The 13,294-nt window shown below is 72.0% G+C and carries 6 protein-coding genes and 1 pseudogene; 6 read left to right on the top strand and 1 reads right to left on the bottom strand.

What is annotated here, in order from left to right; all coding sequences use genetic code 11:
• The first annotated feature begins 60 nt into the window (after positions 1–60).
• From meaB to ACQP1S_RS25860, 5 genes and pseudogenes are all read left to right on the top strand, one after another.
• Complete coding sequence (meaB, locus tag ACQP1S_RS25880; protein WP_432908324.1) at positions 61–996, top strand: methylmalonyl Co-A mutase-associated GTPase MeaB; 936 nt, start codon at positions 61–63, stop codon at positions 994–996.
• An 88-nt stretch (positions 997–1,084) separates the two neighbouring features.
• Complete coding sequence (locus ACQP1S_RS25875; RefSeq protein WP_091250320.1) at positions 1,085–1,486, top strand: Asp23/Gls24 family envelope stress response protein; 402 nt, start codon at positions 1,085–1,087, stop codon at positions 1,484–1,486.
• A gap of 253 nt (positions 1,487–1,739) precedes the next feature.
• Positions 1,740–3,428, top strand: a complete 1,689-nt coding sequence (locus ACQP1S_RS25870) for an acyl-CoA mutase large subunit family protein (protein WP_091250322.1) — start codon at positions 1,740–1,742, stop codon at positions 3,426–3,428.
• 101 nt (positions 3,429–3,529) lie between these two features.
• Positions 3,530–4,453, top strand: coding sequence for a tetratricopeptide repeat protein (locus ACQP1S_RS25865; RefSeq protein WP_357771248.1), 924 nt, complete (start codon positions 3,530–3,532; stop codon positions 4,451–4,453).
• A gap of 65 nt (positions 4,454–4,518) precedes the next feature.
• Positions 4,519–5,533 (top strand): annotated as a pseudogene (locus ACQP1S_RS25860) (arginase family protein); the annotation flags it as partial.
• Between the two features lie 338 nt (positions 5,534–5,871).
• On the opposite strand, the gene ACQP1S_RS25855 reads toward ACQP1S_RS25860, so the two are convergent.
• Positions 5,872–7,833 carry a penicillin-binding transpeptidase domain-containing protein gene (locus tag ACQP1S_RS25855; RefSeq protein WP_432900159.1) on the bottom strand — a complete coding sequence of 654 codons (1,962 nt, stop codon included), beginning with the start codon at positions 7,831–7,833 and terminating at the stop codon, positions 5,872–5,874.
• Positions 7,834–8,171: 338 nt separating this feature from the next.
• Between ACQP1S_RS25855 and ACQP1S_RS25850 the strand changes: the two genes are divergently transcribed.
• A complete protein-coding gene (locus tag ACQP1S_RS25850) occupies positions 8,172–13,247 on the top strand; it encodes an NAD-glutamate dehydrogenase (protein ID WP_432900157.1) in 5,076 nt (1,691 codons plus the stop codon).
• The last annotated feature ends 47 nt before the right edge of the window (positions 13,248–13,294 follow it).

Genomic DNA, 13,294 nt, shown 5'->3' with positions numbered 1-13,294 from the left:
AGTGTCGAGAACGCCCCGGCTCCCGCCGCTGTCCCGGTTCGCCGCAGTCGGGACGTACCGATGCTGGTGGAAAGGGCGCGCGAGGGTGACCCACGGGCGGTGGCCCGGCTGATCACGCTGGTCGAGTCCGGTGACGAAATGCTGCCGCAGGTGGCGGCGGCGCTCGCACCGTACGCCGGGCAGGCCCAGGTGGTCGGGTTGACCGGCTCCCCGGGGGTGGGCAAGTCGACCACCACCAACGAGCTGGTCCGGGCGCTGCGGGCGGGCGGGCACCGGGTCGGGGTGCTGGCCATCGACCCGTCCAGCCCGTTCACCGGCGGGGCGATCCTCGGCGACCGGGTCCGGATGCAGGACCATGCGACCGACCCGGGTGTCTACATCCGGTCGATGTCCAGCCGGGGGCACCTCGGTGGGCTCTCCGCGGCGACCCCGCAGGCGGTCCGGGTGCTGGAGGGCGCCGGCTGCGACGTGGTCCTGGTGGAGACCGTCGGCGTCGGCCAGGCCGAGGTGGAGGTGGCCTCCCTCGCCGACACCACGCTGGTGCTGCTCGCCCCGGGCATGGGCGACGCGATCCAGGCGGTCAAGGCAGGCATCCTGGAGATCGCCGACGTCTTCGTGGTCAACAAGGCCGACCGGGACGGCGCGGACAACACCGTCCGCGACATCCAGGGCATGATCGCGTTGGGCGAGCGGGGGCCGGGGGAGTGGCGGCCGCAGGTGGTCCGGTCGATCGCCGCGCGCGGCGAGGGGATCGACGACATCGCCGCCGCGATCGACAAGCACCGTGCCTGGCTGGAGCAGCACGACCAGCTGCGCCGCCGCCGCGAGAAGCGGGCCGCCGCCGAGATCGAGGCGATCGCGCTGGGCACCCTGCGCGCCCGGATCGGTTCCCTGCGCGACGGTACGGAGTTGCCGGCGCTCGCCGCGAAGGTGGCCGAGGGTGCCCTCGACCCGTACGCGGCAGCAGACGAACTGCTCGCCCAGATCGGCACCTGATCCGTCCACAACGGAGCACTATCGGCTAGTACGCTCGCACCGCGCCACGGACCCGTGGGGCGGTGCGACGGCTTTCCGGGGGGCGACCATGGACCACGAGGCGACGCAGGAGTTGTCGGTGACGCCGGATGCGGTGGCGGGCGGGACGACACAGGTCTCCGACGAGGTGGTGGAGAAGATCGCGGTTGCCGCCGCGAAGTCCGTGCCCGGGGTGGCCGAGCTGGGTGGCGACGTGGCCCGGTTCTTCAACGCCGTCCTCGACAAGGTCGGGCTGGACCGGGTGGGCGATGCCCGGCGGGGCTGCTCGGCGCACGTCACCAACGGCGCGGCCGTGGTCAACCTGGTCCTGGTGATCTCCGCCGGCCACCCGGTTCCCCAGGTCACCGACGCGGTCCGGGCCGCCGTCACGGCAGCCGTCGAGTCCTACGGCCTCCGCGCTGACGAGATCAACATCCGCGTCGACGACGTAGCAGAACTCCCCACCCCCTGATCCCCCACCCCCACCCACACCCCGGCGCCCCCGATGGTCGCCGCGCCCGGTGATCAAGAGGTTTGCGTCAATTTCCGGGTTCGGGCTGACGTAAACCTCTTGATCACCGCCGTGGTTGGCGGCGCGGTGGCGCGGTGGCGCGGCGGGTTGTTGCCGTGGGTGGGTTACCGGTGGGTACGGGTTTCCTTAGCGATCGTTCAGGCTTCGTTCTACACTCGGGGTTCGGTCGAGGACTCGAGGAGGAGCCCCGCGGATGAACGCCGACGAGATCGCCGCCGGACGGGCACGCTGGCAGGCCCGGTACGACGCCGCGCGCAAGCGGGACGCGGACTTCACCACCCTGTCCGGCGCCACGGTGCAGCCGGTGTACGGGCCACCCGAGGGGACCGGCTACCCCGGGTTCGAACGGATCGGCTGGCCGGGCGAGTTCCCGTACACCCGGGGGTTGCATCCGACCGGTTACCGGGGGCGGGCCTGGACGATCCGGCAGTTCGCCGGGTTCGGCAACGCCCAGCAGACCAACGAGCGCTACAAGATGATCCTCGGCGCGGGCGGCGGCGGGCTCTCCGTGGCGTTCGACATGCCGACCCTGATGGGGCGCGACTCCGACGACCCGCAGGCGCTCGGCGAGGTCGGGCACTGCGGGGTGGCGGTGGACACGGCCGCCGACATGGAGGTGCTCTTCGACGGCATCGACCTGGCCGGCGTCACCACCTCGATGACCATCTCCGGCCCGGCGGTGCCGGTCTTCTGCATGTACCTGGTCGCCGCCGAGCGGCAGGGCGTCGAGCTGTCCAGGCTGGACGGCACGTTGCAGACCGACATCTTCAAGGAGTACATCGCGCAGAAGGAGTGGCTCTTCGACCCCGAGCCGCACCTGCGCCTGATCGGCGACCTGATGGAATACTGCGCCGCCGAGATCCCGCGCTACAAGCCGCTGTCGGTCTCCGGCTACCACATCCGCGAGGCCGGCTCGACCGCCGCGCAGGAGTTGGCGTACACCCTGGCCGACGGGTTCGGCTACGTGGAGCTGGGGCTCTCGCGCGGGTTGGACGTCAACGTCTTCGCCCCCGGGCTGAGCTTCTTCTTCGACGCGCACCTGGACTTCTTCGAGGAGATCGCCAAGTTCCGCGCCGCCCGCCGGATCTGGGCCCGCTGGCTGCGCGACGTCTACGGCGCCACCAGCGAGAAGGCCCTCTGGCTGCGGTTCCACACCCAGACCGCCGGGGTGTCACTGACCGCCCAACAGCCGGTCAACAACGTGGTACGCACCGCCGTGGAGGCCCTCGCCGCGGTGCTCGGCGGCACCAACTCGCTGCACACCAACGCCCTCGACGAGACCCTCGCCCTGCCCACCGACGAGTCGGCCGAGATCGCCCTGCGTACCCAGCAGGTGCTGATGGAGGAGATCGGGGTGACCAACGTGGCCGACCCGCTCGGTGGTTCCTGGTACGTCGAGGCGCTCACCGACGCCATCGAGGCCGAGGCGGAGGAGATCTTCGCCCGGATCCGGCAGCTCGGCGGCGAGGGCCCGCACGAGATCGGCCCGATGACCTCCGGCATCCTGCGGGGCATCGAGGACGGCTGGTTCACCGGCCACATCGCCGAGTCGGCCTTCGTCTACCAGCAGGCGCTGGAGAAGGGCGACAAGAAGATCGTCGGGGTCAACTGCCACACCAGCACGACCGCCAAGGAGTTGGAGATCCTGCGCATCTCGCACGAGGTGGAGCTGGAGCAGCGCCGGGTGCTCGCCGAACGCAAGGTCGCCCGCGACGACGCGGCGGTGACGGCGGCGGTGCAGCGCATGATCGAGGTCAGCCGCACCGGCGGGAACATGATCCCGCCGATGCTCGACGCCGTCCGCGCCGAGGCCACGCTCGGTGAGATCTGTGACGCCCTGCGCGCCGAATGGGGCACCTACCGCGAACCCGCCCGCTTCTGAACAGCACTGGCCAACCGGGCAATGAGCGGGAGGTGAGAGTGGCAACTGTGGGCGTTGCGGCGGAGCCGACAACGGTGGGGATCGTGCGAGACTAGGTAACCATGAGCGACCCACGGATCACCTCGTCGATCTTCACCCGCGGCGCGGTCGACCTCAGCGCGCTGCGCGGCACCGCCCCGGCCAGTTCCCGTCCCGCCACACCGAGCCAGACCGGCGCACCCACCGGTCTACCGGGCGGTCCCGCCACAGGTGGCGCCGCTGCCGCGCTCGACGTGACCGAGGCGAACATCCAGTCCGAGGTGCTCGAACGCTCGATGACCACACCCGTGGTGGTCTTCTTCGGCGCGGCCGGCTACCCGGACAGCGACCAGTTCGCCCCGGTGCTGGAGCGGTTGGCGGCCGAGGGCGCCGGCCAGTGGGTCCTCGCCCGGGTCGACGTCCAGGAAAACCCGCGGATCGCGCAGATGTTCCAGATCCAGGCGATCCCCACCGTTTACGCGGTCGTCGGCGGGCGACCGATCGACGCCTTCCCCGGCGTGATCCCCGAGCCGCAGCTGCGCCAGTGGCTCGCCGCCGTCCTCAAGGCCGGTGGCGTCAGCGTGGCCGAGCCGGAGGACCCGCGCCTCGACGAGGCCGACGACGCCCTGATGAGCGGCGACCTGGACGCCGCCGAGCAGGCGTACCGCAAGATCCTCGCCGAGTCTCCGGCGGACGCCGCGGCCGAGGCCGGGCTGGCCCAGGTCGGGGTGGCCCGGCGGGTCGCCGGCGCGGACCCGCAGGCCGCGCTCGCCACCGCGCAGGCCAACCCCGACGATGTCGACGCCCAACTGCTCGCCGCCGACATCGAGGTGCTCAGCGGGATGGCCGAGCAGGCGTACGCGCGGCTGGTCGGGCTGGTCCGGCGGACCGCCGGTGACGACCGGGACAAGGCCCGCCAACACCTGATCGCCCTGTTCAGCATCGCCGGCCCGGACGACCCTGCCGTGGCCTCCGCCCGACGCGCCCTGGCCAGCGCCCTGTTCTGAACCCCTGACACGCCCGCGCGGGCCGGCCCCCCGGCCGGCCCGCCACCCATCGAGGACGGGAGCCTGTGATGCGCCGAATCGCCGTCCTCGACGCGCCGACCAACCTGGGTCTGCGCCCACCCACCTCCACCTCGGTCCCCGGCTGCGGCAAGGCCCCCGGTGCGCTGCGCGACCACGGGCTGCTGGCCCGGCTGGGTGCCCGGGACGCCGGCTGCCTGACCGCCCCCCGGTACGACCCGGGCGACTGGCGGCCCGGCGACGGGGTCTGCCACGCGCGGGAGATCTCCGGCTATTCGACGGGCCTCGCCGATCGGATCGGCGCGATCATCGACCGGGGCGAGTTTCCCCTGGTCCTCGGCGGGGACTGCTCGGTGCTGCTCGGCTCGGCGCTGGCCATGCACCGGCTCGGCGAGGCGGTCGGTGGGCGGATCGGGCTGGTCTTCGTCGACGGCCACTCCGACTTCCGGCACCCCGGCAACGCCTCGTACGTCGGTGCGGCAGCCGGGGAGGACCTCGCCCTGGTGACCGGGCGCGGCCAGGCCGACCTGGCTGCCATCGAGGGGCGTCGACCGTACTTCCGGGACATCGACGTGGTGGTGCTCGGCATCCGGGCGCAGGACGAGTACCGGCTCGACCTCCAGGCCGCCGGGATCACCACCCGACCGGTGCCGGCCCTGCGCGCCGAGGGCGCCGCCCGCAGTGCCCAGTGGGCGCACGAGCAGTTGGCCGACTGCGCCGGTTACTGGGTGCACATCGACGTGGACGTGCTCGATCCGGCGGTGATGCCGGCCGTGGACGCCCCCGACCCCGGCGGGATCGCCTTCGCCGAGCTGGAGATCCTGCTCGCCGGGCTGGTGGACACCCCGCACTGCCTCGGCGTCGAGCTGACCGTCTTCGACCCCGACTACGACCCGGACGGTGCGTACGCCGCCGAGATCGTCAACACGATCGTCGCCGGACTGGCCCCGGTCGTCGCCCCGGACGCCCTCCCGCCCCGACTGCTGCCACCCAAGCCGCTCCCCGCTGACCCCGGATCGTCCACCTTCGGAGGAAACGTCCCCGGGACCTCCGTCTCCGGGGCCGCTGTCCCCAGACTGTCCGGCTTCGATACCTCCGCTTCTGGGGCGTCCGTCTCCGGGTCGTCCGTCCCCGGGACCTCCGTTCCTGGGTCGTCCGGTTTCGGGACCTCCGATTCCGGGTCGGCTGACGCACCTGGCCGCGCCGAGGAGCCGGTCGCCTGAGCATGATCCCCTCAATGGGGCCGATGTTGCGGTGTTCCGTCGCATGATCAACTCATCTGGGCCGATGTTGCACTATCCGTTGGACGGGATGCCGCAACATCGGCCCAAATGAGCGCGCCGGTCAGGGCGGGGCCGGCCAGGGCGGGCGGCGTGGCGGGCTGGGTGGTGGGCGACGGGTCAGGAGCGGGCGCGGAGGAAGCGCTCGACGATCGGGACGGCACTGGCCGTGCTCGATCCGCCCTGCTCGACGAAGACGGCGAACGCGACGTCCCCCCGCCAACCGACGAACCAGGCATGGGTGTGCGTCGGGTCGTTGTCGTACTCGGCGGTGCCGGTCTTGCCGTACACCGGGCCACCCGGCACGTCGGCCAGTGCCTTGCCGGTGCCGGCGGTGACCACCTCGCGCATCATCGTCCTGAGCCCCGCCACCGACTCGGCCTTCAGCGGCGGGCCGGCCTCGGCGGGCGCGGCCGGGGCCGGGTCGAGCACCAGCTTCGGCTGCTCCCAGCGGCCCCGGGCGACGGCGGCGGTGGCCCCGGCCATGGCCAGCGGGCTGACCACGGTGGTGCCCTGGCCGATCGCCGCGGCGGCCTGCTCGGTGGGGGCGCCACCGGTGGAGACCTTGCCGGTGAAGACGTCCGCGCCGAGATCCCAGTTGCCCTCCAGGCCCAGGGTACGGCCGGCGCCGGCGAGCCCGTCCGGGCCGAGTTGCGGGGCCAGCGCGACGAACGCGGTGTTGCAGGACTTGGCGAAGTCGGTCCGGAACGGCACCTTGCCCAGGACGAAGTCGTCGGAGTTCTTGAACGACCGACCGTCCACCGCGCGGGTCTTGGGACAGTCGACGATGGTCTGCGGGGTCACCGCGCCCTTGTCCAGCAGGCCGAGGGCGCTGACCATCTTGAAGGTGGAGCCCGGCGGCACCTGGGCGGTGAAGGCCAGGTTCTCCCCGGCCGCACCGGGACCGTTGGCGGCGGCGAGCACCGCGCCGTCGCTGATCCGCACCGCGACCAGGGCCGACCGCCGCTTCTCCGCCCGCAACGCGCCGTCGGCGGCGTTCTGGGTGGCCACGTCGAGGCTGGTGCGGACCGGCTGGCCGGCGGCCGGCTCCTGCCGGAACGCCTCGGTGACGACGGTGGTGCCGCCCTCGGGGGTGGGCCGGCGGATCTCCACGGTCGTGCCGGGAGCGCCGCGCAGCCGCTCGTCGTAGCGGCCCTGGAGGCCACCGTGGCCGACCAGGTCGCCCTTGGCGTACCGGTCGGGGTGGGCGGCCAGGTCGTCGGCCTGCGCCTGGTCGACCGTGCCGAGCAGGGCGCGGGCGAACTCTCGGGTGGGGGCCAGGTCGAGCTTCTCGGCCCGGAACTTCGTCCCCGGCAGGGTGTAGATCCGGGACCGGATCTGCCGGTACGCCTCGTCGCGCAACGTCACCACCTCGACGAAGGCGCCCGGATCGGCGTCGTTGAGCCGTCGCGGCAGGTCGCTGAGGTCGACCGGCGGGCTGATCGGCGGCGTGACCGCCTTGAACGCCGCGTCGAGCCGCGCCACCAGGGCCTTGGCGTCGGTGACCTCGCCCGGTTGCACCCCGATCCGGACCACCGGGCGGGGCGTCACGATCGGTTGCCCCGCGCCGTCCAGCACCCCGGCCCGGGGCGCGGCGGTCCGCCGCAGCGTCAGCCGGTCACCCTTCTCCAGTTGCTCGTGCAGCACCTGGGGCTCCCAGATCACCTGCCACTGGTCGTCGCCGCCGTTCTGCCGCAGCCGGACCGGCCGCTGGTAGGCCCAGGTCGCCCCGCCCGGCAACGCCCACGTGATGTCGACCTTCGTGGTGGCCAGGTTCTTGGTGACCTCGGCGTCCCCGGCGCGACGCAGGGTGGGCATGGTGGCGGCGAGGTCGCCGGAGAGGGCCTTGATCTCCTCGGTGACGTCTGCGGCGGGCACTCTCGCCCCGGTCGGGTCGACAAAGCCCACCTTGTCCAGGTTGCCGGTGCGCCAGCCGGCGAGGAACGCGTCCACGCTGCCCGCCAGTTCGTCGTCGCCGGAGCAACCGACGAGGGCCCCGGCCGCCAGCACCGAGGCGGCCAGGGCCGCGAGAGCCCGCCGTAGGGGAGTGCCGGGACGGTGGTACGGGTACGACAGGGGCATGGAGCTGGCACCTTCCGGGTGGCGGGCTGCCCTGCACGCTAGTACGGGGCGGCTGCCCGTACCGCCCCGCGTGGCCGGGCCGGGCCGCCGGGCTGGTGCGGTCGACGGCCGTACCGCCCTCGTGGGCAGCGCGAAGAGGTGGGCCCGCAGGTGTGATGAACATCCCGAGGCGGGGTACTCGGCAGCCGGCCGACGTGGATCTGCAACAGGTGAGAGGCCAGAGTCCCGAACCGGACGTCCGGCCGGTGGTCCGCCGACCGATGACCGAAACGGCAGGGCCTAAGGTGGGGCGGCAGAGTGACCCACAACGCGGTGGGTCGTCGAGGGGAGTGGCACCCATGGACCGGCGTCCGGCGATCAAACCGGGACCCGACCTCCGGCAGACTGAGACCGGCCGGGACGACAGCTTCGATTCGGCGACCGACGGGGACAGCCCGCCGATCGACGGGGACGGCTACGGTCGACTCGACACAGGAGTGACCGGGTTGACCGGTTCGAGCATCGACACCCTCTACGACCTGGGGCTTCCGATGGAAGCGCTCGGCGACGACGTGGAGGACGCCGAACTCGACGAGCCGGTGCCCAACGCGGAGCGCCTGGTGGCCCAGGCGGTGGCGTTGGCCGGTGACGACCACGACGCGGCGACCCTGGTGGGTCGGTTCTGGCGGTTCGCGCCGGACGAGGAACTGATCGGCTTCACCGCCGAGGAGATGCTCGATGCCGCCCGGGCGCACCGCGACCTGGCCCAGCAGCGGGTGCCGGGCGAGCTGAAGCTGCGCATCCACTCACCCGACGCCGACCAGCACCACACCGTCGTCGAGATCGTCACCGACGACATGCCCTTCCTGGTCGACTCGGTGACCGCCCTGCTCAACGCCCACCACCTCGACGTACACCTGCTGGTGCACCCGTTGGTGGTGGTCCGGCGGGAGCCGCTGGGCCGGCTGACCGAGGTCTCCGCCGACGTGGAGCCGGACGACGCGATCGCCGGTGACCTGGTCGAGAGCTGGATGCGGATCGAGATCGACCCGGTCCGCGACGCCGACCAGCGGGACAGGCTGCGCCGCGAGTTGCAGCGGGTGCTCACCGATGTGCGGGAGGCCGTCGAGGACTGGCCCAAGATGCGTCAGCGGGCCCTGGCGCTCGCCGACGAGTTGTCCGCCGCCCGGACGGCGGACGACCGCCCACCGGTGCCGGAGAAGGACATCACCGACTCGGTGGAGTTGCTGCGTTGGCTGGCCCACGACCACTTCACCTTCCTCGGCTACCGGGAGTACCGGCTGGTCGACTCCGACGGGCAGGACGGCCCGGCGCTGGAGGCGGTGCTCGGCACCGGCCTGGGCATCCTGCGGTCGGACTCGCCCGAGGCGCGCGCGCTGTCGTCGATGACGCCGGAGGCGCACGAGAAGGTGATGGAGAAGCGGCTGCTGATCATCACCAAGGCGAACTCCCGGGCCACCGTGCACCGCTCGGCCTACCTGGACTACATCGGCTTCAAGATCTTTGACGAGGCCGGCCGGGTGGTCGGCGAGCGGCGGTTCCTGGGCCTGTTCTCCACCGCCGCCTACCGGACCAGCGTGCGGGAGTTGCCGGTGGTCCGCCGCAAGGTGGCCGAGGTGCTGGACCGCTCCGGGCTGAGCCAGCGCAGCCACTCCGGCAAGGACCTGCTCCAGATCCTGGAGACCTACCCGCGCGACGAGCTGTTCCAGATCAAGACCGACGATCTTTACCACGCGGTGGTCGGCGTGCTGCGGATGGCCGGCCGCCGGCAGCTGCGGGTGTTCCTGCGCCGCGACGCGTACGGGCGGTTCATCTCCTGCCTGATCTACCTGCCCCGGGACCGGTTCACCACCCAGAACCGGCTGCGCATGCAGGACATCCTGCTGCGTGAGCTGAACGGGATCGGGGTGGACTACACCACCCGGGTCACCGAGTCGATGCTGGCCCGGGTGCACTTCATCGTCCGGACCGACCCCCACCGGCCGCCCGGGGAGATCGACGCCGACCTGCTCGCCGAGGAGTTGGCCGACGCCACCCGGCTCTGGGACGACGACTACCGGTTGGTGCTGGAACGCAAGCTCGGCGACGAGCAGTCCAAGCACCTGTTCATCCGGTATGCCGACGCGTTCCCGGAGGGCTACAAGGACGGGCACACGCCGTACGAGGCGATGAAGGACCTGGCCAAGCTGGAACTCCTGGAGGAGCCCGGCCAGCTGGAGATGCACCTGTTCCGCAAGCAGTGGGCGCCCCGGCCGGGGCAGCGCGACGTCGGCGCCGACGAGGCGATGGACGTCCGGTTCAAGGTCTACCGGTACGGCGAGCCGATGATGCTCTCCGCCGTGCTGCCGGTGCTGCACTCGCTCGGCGTCCGGGTGGTCGACGAGCACCCGTACGAGGTGGACCGGATCGACGGCCGGGTCTTCCTCTACGACTTCGGGCTGCGGCTGCCCGAGGGGCACCAGGAGCTGGCCGAGGTGCGCCCGCACGTGGAGAACGCCTTCGCCGCCGCCTGGCGGGGCGAGGCCGAGGTGGACGGCTTCAACGAGCTGGTCCTGCGCGGCGGGCTGACCTGGCGGCAGGTGGTGGTGCTGCGGGCGTACGCGAAGTACCTGCGGCAGACCGGTGCGGTCTTCTCCCAGGAGTACATGGAGCAGACCTTCATCGCCTACCCCAAGATCGCCGCGCTGCTGGTGGAACTCTTCGAGGTGCGGTTCGCCCCGGACGGGCGGAGCACCGCGCAGCGGCAGGAGCGCAGCGGCGAGCTGGTCGACGCGATCGGTGTCGCGCTGGACGACGTGGCCAGCCTCGACCAGGACCGCATCCTGCGCGCCTACCTGACGTTGATGCAGGCCACCCTGCGGACCAGCTTCTACCAGAAGCGCGCCGACGGGCGACCCAAGCCGTACGTGGCGTTCAAGCTGGACCCGCAGGCCATTCCGGACCTGCCGGCGCCCCGGCCCAAGTTCGAGATCTTCGTCTACTCGCCCCGGTTCGAGGGCGTGCACCTGCGGTACGGGCCGGTGGCCCGGGGCGGGCTGCGCTGGTCCGACCGGCGGGAGGACTTCCGTACCGAGGTGCTCGGCCTGGTCAAGGCGCAGATGGTGAAGAACGCGGTGATCGTGCCGGTCGGTGCCAAGGGCGGCTTCGTGCTGAAGCAGAAGCCGGGGGACCGGGACGAGGCGGTCGCCTGCTACCAGGAGTTCATCGGCGCGATGCTCGACGTCACCGACAACATCGTCTCGGGGGAGATCGTGCCGCCGGTGGACGTGGTGCGGCACGACCCCGACGACCCCTACCTGGTGGTCGCGGCGGACAAGGGCACCGCGACGTTCTCCGACATCGCCAACCAGATCTCGGCGGCGCACGGCTTCTGGCTGGGCGACGCGTTCGCCTCCGGCGGCTCCGCCGGCTATGACCACAAGAAGATGGGCATCACCGCCCGGGGCGCCTGGGAGTCGGTCAAGCGGCACTTCCGCGAGCTGGGCCACGACACCCAGACGGCCGACTTCACCGTGGTCGGCGTCGGCGACATGTCCGGCGACGTGTTCGGCAACGGGATGCTGCTCTCCGAGCACATCCGGTTGGTGGCCGCGTTCGACCACCGGCACATCTTCCTCGACCCGGACCCGGACGCCGCCGCCTCCTTCCGGGAACGCCAGCGGCTGTTCGACCTGCCCCGCTCGTCCTGGGAGGACTACGACCCGAAGCTGATCTCCGAGGGCGGCGGGATCTTCCCGCGGGGTGCGAAGTCCATCCCGATCACCCCGCAGGTGCGGGCGGCCATCGGCCTGGCCGACGACGTCACCCAGCTCAGCCCGCCGGAGCTGATGAAGGCGATCCTCACCGCGCCGGTGGACCTGTTCTGGAACGGCGGCATCGGCACCTACGTGAAGGCGTCCAGCCAGACCAACGCCGAGGTGGGCGACAAGTCCAACGACGCGATCCGGGTGGACGGCAGGAGCCTGCGCTGCCGGGTCGTCGGCGAGGGCGGCAACCTGGGCTGCACCCAGCACGGCCGGATCGAGTACGCGCAGACCGGTGGCCGGATCTACACCGACTTCATCGACAACGCGGCCGGGGTGGACTGCTCCGACCACGAGGTGAACATCAAGATCCTGCTCAACACGGCGGTCGCCGACGGGGCGCTGGACGTCCCCGCCCGCGACGAGCTGCTCGCCCAGATGACCGACGAGGTCGCCGAGCTGGTGCTGCGGGACAACTACGACCAGGCGCGGGCGATCAACAACTCGCAGGCCCAGGCCGCCTCGCTGCTGCCGGTGCACCGCCGGATGATCAGCGGGCTGGAGCGGGCCGGCCAGCTCGACCGGGCGCTGGAGGCGCTGCCCCCGGACGAGGAGCTGGCGGTACGCACCGAGTCCGGGCTGACCGCGCCGGAGTTCGCGGTGCTGCTCGCGTACGTGAAGATCTCGCTGGAGCGGGAGATCCTCGCCGAGGGCCTCGCGGACGAGGAGTGGACGACCGACGTCCTGGTCAAGTACTTCCCGACGCCGATGCGCGAGCGGTTCGCCGACCGGATGGCCCAGCACCGGCTGCGCCGGGACATCGTCACCACGGTGCTGGTCAACGAGGCGATCAACCGGGGTGGCATCTCGTTCGTCTTCCGGGTCGTCGAGGAGACGGCCGCGTCGGCGGCCGACGTGATCCGGGCGTACGTGGTGGTCCGGGAGGTCTTCGGGCTGCGGGAGCTGTGGGCCGCGGTCGAGGCGCTGGACAACCAGGTCTCGCCGGAGTTGCAGACCAGCGTCTACCTGGACACCCGGCGGCTGCTCGACCGGGCGGTGCGCTGGCTGGTGACCAACCGGCGCTCGCCGATCGACGTGCCGGCCGAGATCGAGCGGCTCCGCGACGGGGTGGCCCGGCTGCTGCCCGACCTGCAGGACCGGTTCCACGGCAGCGAGCGGGAGTCGCTGCGGGCGCACATCGACGCGATGACCGCCCGAGGGCTGCCGGCCGGCCTGGCCGAGCAGGCGACCCGGCTGATGTACAGCTTCGGGCTGCTGGACGTGGTGGAGACGGCGCGCACCAGCGGGCGGGACGTCGGCGAGGTGGCCTCGGTCTACTTCGTGCTCTCCGACCGGTTCCGGGTGGACTCGCTGCTGTCGAAGATCTCCCTGCTGCCGCGGGAGGACCGCTGGCAGACGCTGGCCCGGATGGCGTTGCGCTACGACCTGTACGCCGCGCTGGCCGCGCTCACCGGGGAGGTGCTCGAATCCACCTCGGGCGACCTGCCGCCACAGGAGCGGGTGCTCCAGTGGGAACAGTCGAACGCCACCTCGATCCACCGGGCGCACCGGGCGATGGGGGAGTTCGACGAGTCACGGGCGGACCTCGCCTCGCTGTCGGTGCTGCTGCGGCAGATCCGCACCCTGGTCCGGACGTCCGGCGCCGCCTGACCGTACGCCGACCGCGCCTGCGGCGGGACCGTCGTCCCGCCGCAGGC

The sequence above is a fragment of the Micromonospora matsumotoense genome (assembly GCF_050951065.1).
Taxonomy (GTDB): Bacteria; Actinomycetota; Actinomycetes; order Mycobacteriales; family Micromonosporaceae; genus Micromonospora; species Micromonospora matsumotoensis.
Note: the sequence above shows the minus strand (reverse complement) of the source record. Positions and strands in the feature narration are given on the sequence as shown.